Below are 16482 nucleotides of genomic sequence, written 5' to 3'. Positions count from 1 at the left end.
TTAAACAAATAAAAATGGTTCTGTATGAATCGTTGATTGTACAAATTCAACTACATATTTTTTATCCGCACATAGCTTCGTCATTTTCTCCGCCACCCCTGCAATCATCACTTTTTCTACATGATGACCTGGGTCTACAATTTGCAGATCCATCGCTTGAGCATCCTGTGCTGTATGGAAGTACATATCACCCGTTAAAAAAACATCTGCTCCTGCACGTTTCGCTGCATAAATATACTTATTACCATCTCCACCCACAAGCGCAACCTTTTTAATCATAGACTGTAAATCACCTACGACACGAACCGCTGGAACCTGTAACTGCTCCTTCACGAACTCTGCGAATTGTTGTAAGGTCATTTCATTAGCTAAGTGGCCGACACGCCCTAATCCCATTCTATTCGTTTGCTGTTCAAGACGAATTACATCATAGGCTGGCACTTCATACGGATGACTAGTAAGCATTGCCTTTAAAACACGGTTTTTCATCGATTCAGGAAATACGACTTCTACCTTTACTTCCTCTTCAACATGTAATTCACCAACAGAGCCAACAAATGGATTTGCACCTGCTAACGCACGGAAACGTCCTTCTCCAGCAGTTGTATAACTGCATGCTTCATATTCTCCAATGCGCCCTGCTCCAGCCTTGGCTAGCATCTCGCGTAAATCTTCAGCATTTGCAGAAGGGATAAAAACAGCAAGCTTTAAAAGATGCTCTGAGTACGTTTCTTCTAGTATTGTACGGTCCTGTAGTTGAAGCGCATCTGCAAGTAAATCATTGACTCCACCTTCAGCTACATCTAAATTTGTATGCGCCGCATAAACAGCAATATCATGTTTAATCAGCTTTTCATATAATTGCCCTGCTGGATGGTCTGTACGAATATTCGCTAGACGTCTAAAAATAGGAGGATGATGTGCAATGATCAGCTCACATCCTTTTGCAATGGCCTCATTCGCAACAGCTTCATTGACATCTAAAGTGACTAATACTTTGCTAACAGGTTTATTGAGTGTACCAATCGCTAAACCGATTGGATCATTCTCCATGCAAGCCAGTTTTTTAGGCGACCATGATTCGAATACTTGAATAATTTCTTGACCATTTACCGTCTTCATTTTACAAAACTCCTTCTACTAATTGAATAAGAGCCAATAACTCTGCACGTTTTTCTTCAATTTCAGGTGTTTGTTCTGCATCTTTCATGGATTGTAACACACGTTGCCAATTTTCTTTTTCACGCGTCCATTTTTTTATAAATGCTGGTGCTTTACGTGTGCTTAATTTAGGACCAAATAAAATCTCTGCTGGCGAAAGCTCCATTTGTGCTCTTTGCAACACAAGAATTTCATAGATTTTATCATCTTCCTCTAAAATTTCTTCATCGAGAATAGCCCAATTATGTGCTAAAGCCCACTCACGGATTACCTTGGCATGAATATTAGGTTGTAAAATGAGACGTGTGACACCTTGCAGCTTTTCAGGATGCTTCTCTAAAATAGAGACAATTAATGGACCGCCCATTCCAGCGATCGTTACTGTATCGACATGGTCAGTTAATTCTATTGCTGCTAATCCATCTGCTAAACGTACCGTAATTTCTTTGTTTAATCCTTCTTTTTGTACTTGTCCCACTGCTGATTCATAGGGGCCTGCTACTACTTCCCCTGCTATCGCTGAAGAAGCTACTCCTTGATGAATTAAATAGCAAGGCAGATAGGCATGGTCACTACCTATATCCGCTACTACCGCTCCTGTGGGAACAAATTTTGCTACTGTTTCTAATCGCTTTGAAAGTTTTTGTGCGTTCATTTTATACCGCCTACCTTAAATAGAGTCCATTACTAGTATGGATGATGTCGTGAAAAAAAACAAATGGAGTTGTCTCACAGTATTCATGTGGACAACCCCATTTCATGATTCTTTACATTTAAAAAGTAGCTGTACTATTTCAGTACAGCTACTTGTCAGTCATACTATTCTAAAGTAGAAATGTATTCAGCAATAGCTTTTGCTTCTGCTTCAGTTTTCATGTTTGGTTGCATAGGAGTACCTTCGATACCCTTTGTTAAAACTTCAACGATATGGGCTTCATCTAAGCCATGTAGGTTTGGACCCATACTACCAGTTAAATCACCACCGTGACAACCGATACAAGATTGTACTAGTGCTGCACCATCATCATTTGCGTCTGTAGTTTCAGTAGTTTCGCCACCGCCCTCATGTTCAGCAGCAATTTCTTTCTTGTTATCTGCACCTTGTAAAGACATGAAGAAAATAAGACCAATACCAAATGCCAGAATTAAGATGTAAGGAACGACTGGATTGTTTTTCATAAGTTTCCCCTCCTCATTTTAAGTCTACTTCTATTATAATATAGAATCAGTCAACATCTAATATTGTACTTCATTAACAAAGAAACGAAAAGCCCTATTCGCTAAGTTTTCCTTTGTTTGTAACAAATTCGACATTTCTGTATCTATTGGATAAAATATGTCTTGCCAAACCAAATTTTGGTCAATTTCACAACTTTTTTTCATACTGTTATCATACCCTTTGCATACATTCATATACCAAAAAAATAAAAAAATCCGCACACATGAAATAAAGTGTGCAGATCATTGATAAGGGTCAAAAAATTACAATAAGTTTATGATATAATAGCCAATCAGTGCTAGTAATCCTAAAACACCGGAGACTGTGAAATAGAGTAGCTTCATTTTAATACCTGACCAAAGCCAAATAAGACAATTGGCTGCAATCAAGCAAAACAAAACGATATTATCTCCACTAAAATATGTAGTGCACACACGGATAGATATACTAAATAATAGGATGGCGGCAAGTAAATGAAATATAGGAGCTAATAGATGTTTTTTTTGAGCCATTTGAAACGCAGCGATAAATAATATGCATGCACCTATACCTACGACAACGGTTAAAATCAGTGTTAATGATTTTATTGTAAAATAGATAGCCAAAACAGCTATTATAGCGATACATAGACTTGCTACCAAAAGAAGCATCTTTCTTTTTTCAGATGGCAAGATTGCTTGTTTAGGATCTTGAACCGGTTCTAACTCCTCTATATCAGCCCCCTCTGTATAAAGAGCTGCTAAAAAGTCACAATAGTGCTCTGGTAATAGCTTATTTTGCTTCCAAAACAAAATTTCATTTAGAATAATTTTTTTCCGGGGATTCGTCATAATGTTAACTCCAAACATTGCTTAATAATGGTTGCATTACAATTTTATCTCACACCTTTCGGAAATACATCTGTATAAAGTCGCAAATCTCTCATTCCCTTCATTCTAATTATCTATTATTAGCGGAAACAAGATTGGGGAATAACGGGGCTATTTACCTTTTCAATGGTATAAAAAAGGAGCTATCCAACTAGGTAATTTCACACTAGTAGGATAGCTCCATCTATTTAAATTATTCTAAGAAGTCTTTTAGACGTTTACTACGAGAAGGGTGGCGTAATTTTCTTAGAGCCTTCGCTTCAATTTGACGAATACGTTCACGTGTTACGCCAAAAACCTTACCTACCTCTTCTAAAGTTCTTGTACGACCATCATCTAAACCAAAACGTAAACGAAGTACGTTTTCTTCACGGTCTGTTAATGTATCAAGGACATCTTCTAGCTGTTCTTTTAACAATTCATAAGCTGCATGGTCAGATGGAGATTGTGCTTCAGAATCCTCGATAAAGTCTCCTAAATGGGAATCATCTTCTTCTCCTATCGGTGTTTCAAGAGATACTGGTTCTTGTGCAATTTTTAAAATTTCGCGTACTTTTTCTGGCGTTAAATCCATTTCTTCGCCAATTTCTTCTGGAGAAGGTTCTCGGCCAAGATCTTGTAAAAGTTGACGTTGTACACGTATTAATTTATTAATGGTTTCGACCATATGAACCGGAATACGAATTGTACGTGCTTGGTCTGCAATGGCACGCGTAATAGCCTGACGAATCCACCATGTAGCGTACGTAGAGAATTTAAACCCTTTACGGTAATCAAATTTCTCAACGGCCTTAATAAGACCCATGTTCCCCTCTTGAATTAAATCAAGGAATAGCATTCCACGACCTACATAACGTTTAGCGATAGATACTACCAGACGTAAGTTTGCTTCTGCAAGACGCTTACGTGCTTCTTCATCACCTTGCTCAATACGCTCAGCTAGTGCGATTTCTTGCTCTGCAGATAGTAAATCAACTCGACCGATTTCCTTTAAATACATACGTACAGGGTCATTGATTTTAACACCTGGTGGTACACTCAAATCATTTAAGTCGAAAGTCTCTTCGTTCGCTTCTTCTTTCATTAGACTTTCTTCTTCAAATTCTTCTTTTCCAATAATTTGAATGTCTTTATGCTTTTCAAGATCCTCAGCAAAATGGAAAATTTCTTCATTTTCCAATTCATAAGGTGTTAGTTTCTCTGAAATTTCTTTCATAGAAATTTCACCCTCTGTTTTTGCTTTTTCTTGTAGGAATTTTTTTGCATCATCTAATGTAATTTCTACTTCTATCTCTTTTGAACGTTCTGACTTGTCCGCCATAAACCTTCCTCCTTCTAAACAACCGAATCGGGTTAAATCGCCGATAACGATTTTCTTAAATGAATAATCTGTTGGGCGATTTCAAGTGCACGTGCATACTCATGCATCTTCTCCGCTTCCTTTGACTCATGCATCTTTTGATAAATTTCTTGCTCAATTCTATATTTTTCAAGCTGACGGATTGAGTCCACAACCTCTGCCTCTGCTTGATCAGGATCTCGCTCGACTAAAGCCGCTTCCATAACAATTTTCCGTAATTCAGCGTCATCCAAAATCTCCATAAAACGTTGATAATCAGGATGACCATATTCCTCATAAAATCCTACTAAGCGAACAAAAACAGCCATATAAGCATCTCGTACAAATGGCTCTTTTAGCTCACTCCGTAATACCCTGTCCACTACATCTATATTATGAAGCATATGAGCCAGTAATAAACGTTCGGCACGTTCAGCTGCATCCATAGGCTTTTGTTGTTGCGTGACTGGCATTGAAGGCGTTTGTGTCGGCATTTCTGTTTTTGCAGAACGTACCTGATTCGCCTCCAGCTTTCGGAATTGGGCATAAATGGCTTCTTCCGAGATATTTGTTTCTTTTGATAGCTGTCGTATATACAAATCTCGTTCAACTGGCGACGATCTACCTATGAGCTGTTCAAGGACTTCTTGTATATATTGAAGCGTATCATTTTCAAATTGAAAGTTCTTATTTCGTCTAGCATGCATCATCATAAAAGCAATATACGCATGAGGGTTTTCCAAAATTTGTTCCTTAAATGCTTGTCCGCCTAACGTGCGAATATATTCATCAGGGTCCAATTTTTCTGGTAACACAGCAATATCTACTTTCATGCGCTCCGTATGCAAAAGCTGCGCCGCTCTTTTCGCTGCATCAAATCCAGCATTATCACCATCATAGCAAATCGTAATTTGCTCTACTAAGCGCTTAAGCTTTGTGATATGCTGATTTGTTAGCGAGGTACCCATTGTTGCTACGGCATTCATAACACCTACAGAGTTAGCTGCTAACACATCCATAAAACCTTCCATCAATACTACTTGACGATTTTTTCTGATAGAAGTTCGTGCTTTATCTAGGTTATAGAGCACTTCACTTTTCTGAAATATTGGTGATTCTGGACTATTTAAATATTTCGCTTCCTCACCTGTTGATGAAAGTATTCGTCCTGAGAAGGCAATAATTTTACCATTCTCATCTCGAATCGGGAACATGATCCTGCCTCTAAAACGATCAAAATAACGTTCTTCTCCCTCTCGCTTAATAATTAACCCACTTTCCGCCATTTCTTGTAAGTTATAACCTTTTCTTTCAAGCAATATTGTTAGGGCGTCAAAGCTTGGGAGAGACCAACCGATGTTATTAGATTCTATAAGCTCCCTTGTAAATCCTCTTTCTAGCAAATAATTTAAAGGTTCTTCGCCATCTTCTGTATTTAACAGTAGATGGTGGAAAAAATCTGCTGTAAAAGCGTGTGCTTCTTTCATCCTTTCTTCCGCTTTAGAAATCTTTTTTGCTCCCCCAGGAAAACTTGGCTCAACATCTAAATGTATGCCAGCTCGTTCTCCAAGTTTCACAACTGCATCAGGAAAAGATATACCTTCAATGTCCATTACAAAAGTAATGGCATTTCCCCCTGCACCACATCCAAAGCAATGGAATATTTGCTTGTCCGTTGATACAGAGAAAGACGGTGTTTGTTCTCCATGAAAAGGACAGAGGCCAAACCAATTTCGCCCACGCTTGGTCAGCTGCATGTATTCACTAATAACATCAACGATATCCGATTGTGTACGAATCTGTTCAATTACTTCCTCTGGAATCTTCCCTGCCAAATCCATCATCACCATCTTTAATAATTACGTTCTAGAAACACAATTCGCTATTCGTTTTAAAATTCCTTTATTTCTCGACAAAAAATTAGGATTTTTCTCTTATAAATATTTTTACCACAATTTTATTATTATAAAACAAAAATTAGTTTTTATCTATACTAATTTCAAAATCCACTCAAAAAAACCGCCTCTATCACCGAGGTGGTTTATTTTTGTATAATTTATTTGCAAGTCAAAATATGTTCTATGATAGTATTTGCTGTCTCTTCCACAGCTTTATTGGTCACATCTATTACTCGACAGCCTATTTTGCCGACAATTTTTTCAAAATGTTGAATCTCTTCTAAAATACGATTATGTTGCGCATAAATGGCATCATCATTTAATCCGAGAGACATTAATCTTTCCTTCCTTATAGAATTTAACTTCTCAGGAGAGATGATTAAGCCAAAACATTTTTTAGGGTCTAACTGTAATAGCTCTTCAGGTGGTTCTACTTCAGGAACTAAAGGGACATTCGCCACCTTATACTTTTTATGTGCTAAATATTGTGAAAGGGGCGTTTTAGACGTTCGGGATACGCCTACCAACACGATATCAGCTTGTAATAATCCGCGGGGATCACGACCATCATCATATTTAACTGCAAATTCAATGGCTTCAATTTTTTTAAAATAATCATCGTCAAGCATATGAACAATTCCAGGTGTCTCCAATGGATTTTCTTCCATAAAGGTTGCCATTGATTGTAATGCAGGGCCTATTATATCGACTGCATGTATCTTTTCCTGTTCACATAAATCACGTAATAACTTTCGCATTTCTTGACGAACAAGTGTGTAAACAATAAATGCTTGTTGTTGTGCTGCAAGGAAAACAATCTTACGAATAAGCTCCTCCGATTGAATATGTGGAAATCGTCGGATAACTGTATTCTCTAGACCGGGTCGAAACTGGCTAATTACTGCTTTCGCAACTTGGTCGCCAGTTTCACCAACAGAGTCAGATACAACAAATACGCGTAGTCTTTTCATGCAGCTCTCCTTCAAATTTAGTCATTTTGCGCAAGAGATAAGAAAGCTCGTGTAATCGTTGTTTTTGTAAGACGGCCTATAATTGTCAAACCACCCTCTTGTGGTTCGACTACTGGTAGCGAATCAACTTCTCGTTCAATGAGCTTGTTCGCAGCAACAACCAAAGAATCTGATCTTTCACAGTACGAAATATTAGGCATACGTGTCATAATTATATGTACAGGAATTTTATTTAAATCCTGCGTGCCAATACTTGTACGCAGTAAATCTTTGCGAGATAGTACGCCTGTCAAAAACTCATTCTTATCTACGACAAAGAGTGTACCAACATCTTCTGAAAACATAAAGCAAATTGCATCATAAACCGTCATTGTTTCTGGAACAACTACAGGGCCTGAATGAAAATCCTTTACTTTTAAATTGTGAATACTATCCATCAATGTAACGGATGCCTTTTTCCCTGAATAGAAATAACCAACTCGTGGTCTTGCATCTAAAAATCCCGCCATCGTAAGGATCGCTAAATCTGGTCTTAAAGTCGCTCTAGTCAGATTGAGACGTTCTGCAATATGTTCCCCAGTGATAGGGCCGTTTTCTTTCACAATTTGTAAAATGTTTTCCTGACGTTTATTGAGTTCGATTGGACTCACCGCCTCAAATCTAATAGTGTTATACTTATGCTCAATTATTATATACTATAGAATGATAGGTATGCAAAGTATTACACTAATTCTATACAAAAGGTGTTATAATAATGCTTTGCATAATTAAAGCAGTATTTCAATTATACAACATACTGCATAAAATAGCAGTAATCTGTGATCAGTTATGGCGGATATGTGTAGTGCATTTTAGATTAAGGATAATTTGTCATGAAGGCTACACGATTTGTTGAAATCGCTTATAAACGTGCATCATTGACCATGATATTAAAAACATTCGTATTTCCAGAGAAGTTCCAAAACTAATTTTCAAAAAGCTTTAAGGCCTGTAGTCGGTTGTTGAATACATCAAATTGTCCAAGCCAATATTCTTTTACTACCGCTCTCATGCAAGCTTTCTTGTTGAGAAGTTGTAGTATTTTTTCGTTCTCCATAATAGTTCATATGGTTATTATTGCTACTTTGGCAAGAGTTCATTGGAGCTACATTATACAAAATTAAAAATACTTGTAAAAAACTTAAGGCCGTATTTTGAACGAATAAATTAAACCCATTGAAAAAAGTCTCCTCCACTTTGCATCTAAGCTTTTATGAAAGCAAACCCTTCCGAAATTCACATTGTCGATTGTAACATTTTTTCACTTGTTCATACTCTGTTCATACTATCGTCACCGACAGTACATCTCCGCTGTATAAGCTTTCCTTAAGGCCCGATAAAAGGCCACATTAACAGCTACTGAAAGGAGAAGATTCAAATGAGAAAGGCAATGAAAATGAAGATAGTCACTTGCACAGGTAGAAAAAGAACGTCCATCTTTTTAATCCTCATGTTAACAATACTAGCCCCCATGTCTACAATGGCCACAACTGCCATCAACAACAGCGATAGTCTTACATTTGAGGCGACCAGAGAAGTAGGCATAGAAAAAGCTAAGCTGCTAACCGAAACGTACGGCGCTACAAGTTTGCAATACGCACTCATTGATGGTGGAGAAATTGTCATTTCAGGGCATGCTGGCAAAAACGATTTAAATGGCAATAGACCGCTTACTGCAAATACAATGTACGGTATAGGTTCTACAAGCAAAATGGTGCTCACAGCGGCTGTTATGAAGCTTGTCGATGAAGGTAAGGTAGATTTGGATTTGCCTGTGGTGAACTATATACCTGATTTTAAGATGAAAGACGACCGTTACAAACAAATTACGCCTCGTATGCTTCTGAATCATTCCTCCGGCCTGCTAGGAACTTCGTCGCTAAATACATTTTTATATGACGATAACGATGCGTATGCACATGATACTTTGCTAAAGCATTTAGCCACTCAAAACTTAAAGGCTGACCCGGGAGCTTTTTCGGTTTACTGTAACGATGGTTTTACGTTAGCTGAGATTCTGATAGAGCGAGTGAGTGGCATAAGCTTCACCGCATTTATCAACAAGTATTTTACAGAGCCTCTAGAAATGAACCATACGAAAACACCGCAGAACCTTGTGGATTCTTTGAAACTAGCTGGTATCTACTCCCCTACCTATAACGGACAACTACCGCCAGAAAATACAAACATTATTGGAACTGGCGGCATTTACTCCACAGCTGAAGATCTCGTTAAATTCTCACAAATCTTCACAGGACAGGTCGAGGATATTCTTTCTAGTAAATCGGTAGTAGCTATGGCACAAGATGAGTATAAAAGAGGCATGTGGCCTGAGGAAGCCGATCCGTCTTTCGTTGCTTACGGGCTAGGTTGGGATAGTGTTCGCTTGTTCCCATTCAGTGAATATGGTATCAAGGCACTTACAAAAGGTGGAGATACATTATCTTATCATTCTTCATTAGTTGTACTCCCGGAATACAACATGGCTGCGGCTGTTGTCTCTTCAGGAGGTCAAAGCTTAATAGATCAATTGTTAGCTAATGAACTTCTGCTTAGTGCACTTCTGGAAAAAGGTATTATTCATGAACTGAAGCCGAAAAAGTCTCATGGCGTGCCTATTAAGGCAGAAATGCCACAAGAATTATCGCAGCATGCAGGTATTTATGGTGGTATTTCAGGTGCGTTAATGAAGGTAGAAATTAATTCTCTTGGTGAATTGTCTGTATCTACGCTTACTGTCCCTAATAACCCTGTACAAACGTATTCGTATACAGCAGATGGTTCATTTGTGAACAATGAAGGTACAGAAAAGATAAAGTTTATAGAGGAGAAAAATGGACACACCTATTTATGGTCCAGCTTGTATTTAAATGTACCCAGTCTTCCCCAAACAGCCGTTTCAGAGTATAAAGCTGAAAAGCTCGAAGGTAATATCTTAACAAAAGACGTAGCTACCGTATGGGAGAAACGTGAAGGGAAAAAATATTATTTGATGAATGAGAAATTTTCATCGATGCTCTACACTAATTCTGCACCAACTGTAACAATAGATACGATTAAAGATGTTCCAGGCTATTTGTTAACTAATAAAATTATTGGAGCAAACCAAGCAGTTAACCAGCTGCAAATCCCTAGCATGGCTGGTCGAGATACTATGGAAATCGAATTCTTTAAGAAAAATGGAGTTGAATATTTCACAGTAGCAGGGGGTTTATATGGTCATGAGGAGCTTGTAAAACCGCTCTACCCTGGCAAACAATCTGTGACAACGATCCAAGCAGACGGCCTTGCCAAATGGTTTTCAGTCCCAATGAATGCAAAAGAAAAAATCATGACCGTTAAAATGCCATCCAAGGGCTCCTTTGCTGTATACGATCAAGCAGGTAATTGCGTGAACTACACTGTGGTGAGTGGTATGAACGAAGTTTTATTACCAGAAAACGGTATAGTAGTATTTGCAGGAGAAGTAGATTCCAAATTTGAGATTTCAATAAAAAAATAAGTGTTGGCTAATCTAAAAAGCTGTTCCTGTGGTCATTATTGACTTATGGGACAGCTTTTTTGTATGACTAGAAAAAAGCCCGAAACAATATTTACCGTCCCCTCATGTGACGAGGTTGTTGACCGTTAAAACTTGTTTATGGCCATCTGAACATCATATGTTTTCTATACAGTTTAATAATGATTGCGAATCAAAGAACTACGTGCTACAATGTTGACACATACGCTAGCTCTATTTATATTTTCGAGCAAATTGCGTTATACAGGCGATGATAGGAAAAAAGTATCTGTTCCATTCAAGAGCGAGTAGAAGATGGTGAAAGTCTACATAGTAACAGAGAAAAGGCACTCCTTGAGCTAACTTTTTGAAAAGAGGTTTTAAACGTTTTGTTTAAAACAATCAGGGTGGAACCGCGGGTATTAGCACTCGTCCCTGGGCATACATTGTGCCCGGAGACGGGTGCTATTTTCATTTAGTCTACACTGAATGAAAAGCTTTAGCGTTTTACCGCTAAAAAGATGAAAAATTTTGAAGGAGGCTATTTTATGGCTAACAAATCAATGGAAACAATTGTATCATTAGCAAAACACCGAGGCTTTGTCTTCCCAGGCTCAGAAATCTACGGTGGTCTAGCAAACACTTGGGATTACGGTCCTCTTGGTGTTGAATTAAAAAACAATATTAAAAAAGCTTGGTGGCAAAAATTCGTTCAGGAATCAGAGCACAATGTTGGTATCGATGCTGCCATCTTAATGAACCCAAAAGCTTGGGTCGCTTCTGGTCACGTTGGGAACTTTAATGATCCAATGATCGACTGTAAATCATGTAAGGCTCGCCATCGCGCTGATAAAATCATTGAAGACGCAGCGTTAGCAAAAGGTGATGAAATCATTGTTGATGGTATGACATTCGACCAAATGAAAGAAACAATGATTAAATACGATGTAGTGTGCCCTGATTGTGGTAAAGCTGATTTCACAGATATTCGCCAATTCAACCTAATGTTTAAAACATTCCAGGGTGTAACGGAGTCTTCTACGAACGAGATTTTCTTACGTCCAGAAACAGCACAAGGTATTTTCGTAAACTTTAAAAATGTTCAACGCTCTATGCGTAAACGTACACCATTTGGTATTGCACAAGTTGGTAAATCTTTCCGAAATGAAATTACACCAGGTAACTTTACTTTCCGTACACGTGAATTCGAACAAATGGAACTTGAATTCTTCTGTAAGCCGGGCGAGGATCTTGAATGGCACTCTTATTGGAAAGAATTCTGTAAAAATTGGTTATTAAACTTAGGCATGAAAGAAGATTCTATGCGTCTTCGCGATCACGAGGATGATGAGCTGTCTCACTATTCTAACGCAACAACAGATATCGAATTTAAATTCCCATTTGGCTGGGGAGAGCTTTGGGGTATCGCTGATCGTACAGATTATGATTTGAAACAACATATGGAACATTCAGGTGAAGATTTCACTTATATCGATCCTATTTCAAATGAACGTTATATTCCTTATTGTATCGAACCATCTTTAGGGGCTGACCGTGTGACATTAGCATTCCTATGCGATGCATATGATGAAGAGGAGCTGGAAGGTGACGATAAACGTACTGTTTTACGTTTCCACCCAGCAATTGCACCCTTTAAAGCAGCTGTTCTACCTCTTTCTAAAAAATTATCTGATGAAGCTACGGACGTTTGGGCAGAACTTCGCAAAGCGTTCCCTGTTGATTTTGATGAATCCCAATCAATTGGTAAACGTTACCGTCGCCAAGATGAAATCGGTACACCATTCTGTATCACATACGATTTTGACTCAAAAGAAGATGGCCAAGTGACAGTACGTCACCGCGATTCTATGACACAAGTTCGTATGCCAATTTCAGAAGTTAAAGCCTATATTGAAAAACATCTTCAATTTTAATAGTTGAAAATAGTAAAGAGGGGGTCGCCATTGTTGGCAACTCCCTCTTCTTATGCTTTGTAAGTTGAAAATAAACGCTCTTGCATTTTTTCCTCAAATGAAAACTTTTTCACACTCATACCGATTAAACTAACAAGTAATTCCTCTATATCGGCTAATGAATAATATAGAAAGGCTCCTTCTCGCATTGGACGTACTCGCTTTTCAACGGTTTGTTCATCCTCAATAAAATAAGCGACATTGACATCACAATGCCCCATTAGCTGTGTAATACGTTGATCATCACCTGGGTTTATGAAGAAAGGCACAATTTTATCAATATACAGAATACTTTGTACAAGCTTAATGAAGAAGTTTTCACGAAGGGTTGTTTCCACAACTAGAATGGTCGTTTTTTCATGCTGATAGTCCATATACAAAACGTTTAATTGTTCTTCTAATAACTTCTTTAAAATAGTAATAGAATTTCTATATTTCGTCATATCCGTTTGTATTTCTCTCGTTAACAGACGTAAAATGCGAAAAGCTGGTAAGAATATTTTTAGGACAATTTCTTTAGGGTGTAAATGATCAATTAATTTACTAAAATGCATTCTTAGACCATTTTCGTCACATCTGATTAATTGCTCTACGAATAGGTTAAAAATCTCTTCAAAGCTATTTGCACGATAATCAATCATTTTGGCTATTTTAACACTATAATTCAAGGGAAGGTTCATTGATGTTTGCTCATCTAGTAATTTTACCTTGGGCAATGTAGGAAATAAATCATAAACAAGCTCGACTTGTGCACTACGATTATCTGATAGCATCACAACAGAGTTAACGGGGTAGATGCCTAAACATTCTACAAATTTATGCATAAATTTTTCGTTATATAAATGTCGGTCCTTGTATAAAACAGCTAACGCATCCGTTGCTCCATAACCATCGTGATAGACTCGCTTAGACGTCATCGCAGAATACACATCAATAATTTGTAGCAACTGTACCCCTTCACTCATATCATCCGCACAAAGCTGATTGGGATAACCTTTCCCAGCAAAGCGTTCATGATGATCTCGCGCTAAATAGGCGATATCTTTCTCGTTATTTTCGAGAAGAAGCTCATAACCCTTTGTTGTATGTGTTTTAACAATTTCAAACTCATCTTCTGAGAGTTTACGCTTTAAATTTAATATTTCTTGGGGGATAAAGACCTTCCCAATATCATGGAACAAATAACCTCTTGCTAATGTTTCGATATCTGTTAACCCCAAATAACGAGCAAAAATGGTTCCTAATACAAATACATCAAATGAATGAACAAAAGAATATTCATCCCATTCCTTTAAACGCATAAGTAACTCATAGCGATGTTTTTCTTCTAAAGTTTTTTCAAAAACACCGCGAACATAAGCAGTATCTTGTATGCTTTTTAAAATTTGACCATAACGCAATTCATGGACAACATTCTCTAGTGTTGTCATAAAAAGTTGATGAACGGTTTCTTTATAGTCATCGATTGGATCTTTTTCCTCCATTAGTGGTGAAAATAAATCTTCGTATTCTTTCGTTCGCTGGGCACTTAAATCATGGACAATCCGTACCGAATCCGATGGCAGATAGACAGATAATTCATCCACTTTTCGAAGTTTAAGTAAAGCAATAATTCGTTCCGTTAAAACTAAATCCTTTTTAGCTAATAAACGATAATCCGAAAAGATATCTTCCGCTAAAATATCATCTGCTTCAACTTCACGAATACTTAAGGTTACTTTTCGTAGCATATTTTCTGCCACATACGCAATGTACTAAGCACTATGTGACTCCCTCCTTCTTCCATAGGACTGCGTTATTCTGATAAACGTATAAAATACGCTTTGCTGATAGAGGCTTGTTTTCTATTTCATAGGCATGTCAGATCTATATTAAGTACATTTATTTCGACAGGGGATTAAACGACTAAATTATATTAAAAAAACATAAATAAGAATATCTATATCAATTACAATATCATAGGTTAAAATACCTTTTCAACTAGTATATGGGACTCGAGTGATTAGTTTCTACTATTTATATATTGAAAACTACACAAAAACACAAGACTATTCTCACAGCAACTTATTCTTATATAAACAATAAAGCTAAACATTAAGTTATATAGACTCATAAACTTAGTTTGTAAATTTAAAAATTATTAAAAAAAACTAAATTTATATAAAAAATTTAGTTTGTAAAAATTGAAATTTTATTCATTTACAGCACAACTTAATAGGAACCCCCGGTTCAATATTTTGATGATTTATGACCAATTACATAATTTAAAGGTTATAACTCCCTCTATTCGTGGTACCAAAATTTTAGTATAAATTAGGTGTTATAATTCATATTAGCTATTAAATAACGAATCATTGAGAGTACTATAAAATTTTTCATACCACTATTCTCTGAGTATATGGTTGAAGTCTCAGCGTTTATTTCAACTAGGAATGGCATCAGCGCAGCAACATTTTGATTTTGCTAGTCAATTTAAACAGGATTATACGATGGCCGTTTATGGTCATATTCCTGCAGAGGATTTACTCATATAGGATGGAGATGAGGTTATGTCAGAGGCTATCACAATTAATCCCCTAACTGAAGAAGGAAGAGGTAAATTAGTGATAACTGGATTTTCGGATAATTAAGAGGACTTTATAAATATCTTTTATTTAATATATGTAAGGAATTTGAATGGGAAGTTGTAGATCCTATATAAAGCCAGAGGAATGTTAAGGTTCTTCTGGCTTTTCTTCGTTCACAGTGCGTATTTGTAATTCAGGGGTTCTCTCTAGCTGCTCGATGAACTTTCTCGTCTTAAAACGAATTCCAGTTTGTTCTTCATAGATTGTAGTTATAATTTTTTTTATAAAATATTTCGTTTCCTTTTTTAATTCAATTTTCCCGATTTGATCGATGGGAACTGTATAGAACATACGAATAAGCTTAAGCTGTGTCGGCGTTAGGCGAATAATATAGGGATCATGCTGATAACAGCGGTGGCATAAAAACCCGCCCTGTGCAAATGAAAAAGCAAATTCCCCATCTACAGCACCGCATGCGGCACATGCGTGTAATATAGGTTGGACTCCTGTGTAGGGTAGCATCTTCCATTCAGCAAAGAGTGTGATGGATTCAGGGTCATAGCCATCCTCTATCGCTTGAAGTGCTTGCAGCAGGACATCAAAGGCGAAAGGCTCTGGTTTTCCTTCTTCTACGACCCGCTCCACAAGTTCCATAATATAGCTAGCATAGGCAGTGGCCATAATATCCTCACGAATATGACGCATTGAATTCAAATGCTCCCCTTGTTGTAATGTCCCCATACCAGTATGGTGTTGTACCATAAACATGCCATATGTAAAAGGTTGTGTGACCGACGCTAATCTACTAGAAGGCTTTTTAGCACCCCTTGCCATGGTTGCTACCTTCCCTGCCTCTCGTGTAAGCAACGTAACAATTTTATTCGATTCGCCATAAGCACGTACTTTTAAAACAATTCCTTCCCATTTATGAAGCATAGTCCCCCTCC

At 37.4% G+C, this 16482-nt stretch carries 13 protein-coding genes; 3 read left to right on the top strand and 10 right to left on the bottom strand.

Annotated elements, in window-relative coordinates; genetic code table 11:
* The 8 genes from B3D94_RS09915 to B3D94_RS09880 form a co-directional block, all read right to left on the bottom strand.
* Positions 1-1122 (bottom strand): Nif3-like dinuclear metal center hexameric protein, encoded by a 1122-nt coding sequence (locus B3D94_RS09915; protein ID WP_291757207.1) that lies wholly within the window; start codon positions 1120-1122, stop codon positions 1-3.
* A 1-nt stretch (position 1123) separates the two neighbouring features.
* Complete coding sequence (locus B3D94_RS09910; RefSeq protein ID WP_291757205.1) at positions 1124-1816, bottom strand: tRNA (adenine(22)-N(1))-methyltransferase; 693 nt, start codon at positions 1814-1816, stop codon at positions 1124-1126.
* Between the two features lie 164 nt (positions 1817-1980).
* Complete coding sequence (gene cccA / locus B3D94_RS09905) at positions 1981-2340, bottom strand: cytochrome c550 (protein WP_008178451.1); 360 nt, start codon at positions 2338-2340, stop codon at positions 1981-1983.
* Positions 2341-2643: 303 nt separating this feature from the next.
* Positions 2644-3210 (bottom strand): hypothetical protein, encoded by a 567-nt coding sequence (locus B3D94_RS09900; RefSeq protein ID WP_025115975.1) that lies wholly within the window; start codon positions 3208-3210, stop codon positions 2644-2646.
* 232 nt (positions 3211-3442) lie between these two features.
* Positions 3443-4570: an RNA polymerase sigma factor RpoD gene (rpoD, locus tag B3D94_RS09895; protein ID WP_004227165.1), complete on the bottom strand. Its 1128-nt coding sequence runs from the start codon at positions 4568-4570 to the stop codon at positions 3443-3445.
* A 32-nt stretch (positions 4571-4602) separates the two neighbouring features.
* The gene (gene dnaG / locus B3D94_RS09890) at positions 4603-6429 is read right to left on the bottom strand and encodes a DNA primase (protein ID WP_291757316.1); all 1827 of its coding nucleotides are present in this window, start codon (positions 6427-6429) and stop codon (positions 4603-4605) included.
* A 215-nt stretch (positions 6430-6644) separates the two neighbouring features.
* Complete coding sequence (locus tag B3D94_RS09885) at positions 6645-7457, bottom strand: pyruvate, water dikinase regulatory protein (RefSeq protein WP_008178459.1); 813 nt, start codon at positions 7455-7457, stop codon at positions 6645-6647.
* A 17-nt stretch (positions 7458-7474) separates the two neighbouring features.
* The gene (locus B3D94_RS09880; RefSeq protein ID WP_008178461.1) at positions 7475-8107 is read right to left on the bottom strand and encodes a helix-turn-helix transcriptional regulator; all 633 of its coding nucleotides are present in this window, start codon (positions 8105-8107) and stop codon (positions 7475-7477) included.
* A 767-nt stretch (positions 8108-8874) separates the two neighbouring features.
* Here B3D94_RS09880 and B3D94_RS09875 point away from each other — a divergent pair.
* On the top strand, positions 8875-10998 hold the full coding sequence (locus tag B3D94_RS09875) for a serine hydrolase domain-containing protein (protein ID WP_291757200.1): 2124 nt from the start codon (positions 8875-8877) through the stop codon (positions 10996-10998).
* Between the two features lie 545 nt (positions 10999-11543).
* Complete coding sequence (locus B3D94_RS09870) at positions 11544-12929, top strand: glycine--tRNA ligase (RefSeq protein ID WP_144787439.1); 1386 nt, start codon at positions 11544-11546, stop codon at positions 12927-12929.
* 50 nt (positions 12930-12979) lie between these two features.
* Here B3D94_RS09870 and B3D94_RS09865 read toward each other — a convergent pair whose 3' ends face one another.
* Positions 12980-14698 (bottom strand): HD-GYP domain-containing protein, encoded by a 1719-nt coding sequence (locus B3D94_RS09865; protein WP_069483390.1) that lies wholly within the window; start codon positions 14696-14698, stop codon positions 12980-12982.
* Positions 14699-15370: 672 nt separating this feature from the next.
* Between B3D94_RS09865 and B3D94_RS09860 the strand changes: the two genes are divergently transcribed.
* Positions 15371-15502, top strand: coding sequence for a hypothetical protein (locus tag B3D94_RS09860; protein WP_291757197.1), 132 nt, complete (start codon positions 15371-15373; stop codon positions 15500-15502).
* 180 nt (positions 15503-15682) lie between these two features.
* Here B3D94_RS09860 and recO read toward each other — a convergent pair whose 3' ends face one another.
* A complete protein-coding gene (gene recO, locus B3D94_RS09855) occupies positions 15683-16471 on the bottom strand; it encodes a DNA repair protein RecO (protein WP_008178475.1) in 789 nt (262 codons plus the stop codon).
* Positions 16472-16482 lie beyond the last annotated feature (11 nt).

The sequence above is a fragment of the Lysinibacillus sp. UBA5990 genome (assembly GCF_002429815.1).
Lineage (GTDB): Bacteria > Bacillota > Bacilli > Bacillales_A > Planococcaceae > Lysinibacillus > Lysinibacillus fusiformis.
The sequence above is the reverse complement of the archived record's forward strand: the minus strand, read 5'-3'. Positions and strand labels throughout refer to the sequence as shown.

What these genes read in the sequence shown, in the direction of transcription:
- recO (WP_008178475.1), bottom strand. Translation starts at nt 16,471, where the DNA reads ATGCTTCATAAATGGGAAGGAATTGTTTTAAAAGTACGTGCTTATGGC.
- cccA (WP_008178451.1), bottom strand. Translation starts at nt 2,340, where the DNA reads ATGAAAAACAATCCAGTCGTTCCTTACATCTTAATTCTGGCATTTGGT.
- rpoD (WP_004227165.1), bottom strand. Translation starts at nt 4,570, where the DNA reads ATGGCGGACAAGTCAGAACGTTCAAAAGAGATAGAAGTAGAAATTACA.
- B3D94_RS09875 (WP_291757200.1), top strand. Translation starts at nt 8,875, where the DNA reads ATGAGAAAGGCAATGAAAATGAAGATAGTCACTTGCACAGGTAGAAAA.
- B3D94_RS09885 (WP_008178459.1), bottom strand. Translation starts at nt 7,457, where the DNA reads ATGAAAAGACTACGCGTATTTGTTGTATCTGACTCTGTTGGTGAAACT.
- B3D94_RS09900 (WP_025115975.1), bottom strand. Translation starts at nt 3,210, where the DNA reads ATGACGAATCCCCGGAAAAAAATTATTCTAAATGAAATTTTGTTTTGG.
- B3D94_RS09915 (WP_291757207.1), bottom strand. Translation starts at nt 1,122, where the DNA reads ATGAAGACGGTAAATGGTCAAGAAATTATTCAAGTATTCGAATCATGG.
- dnaG (WP_291757316.1), bottom strand. Translation starts at nt 6,429, where the DNA reads ATGGATTTGGCAGGGAAGATTCCAGAGGAAGTAATTGAACAGATTCGT.
- B3D94_RS09910 (WP_291757205.1), bottom strand. Translation starts at nt 1,816, where the DNA reads ATGAACGCACAAAAACTTTCAAAGCGATTAGAAACAGTAGCAAAATTT.
- B3D94_RS09865 (WP_069483390.1), bottom strand. Translation starts at nt 14,698, where the DNA reads ATGCTACGAAAAGTAACCTTAAGTATTCGTGAAGTTGAAGCAGATGAT.
- B3D94_RS09870 (WP_144787439.1), top strand. Translation starts at nt 11,544, where the DNA reads ATGGCTAACAAATCAATGGAAACAATTGTATCATTAGCAAAACACCGA.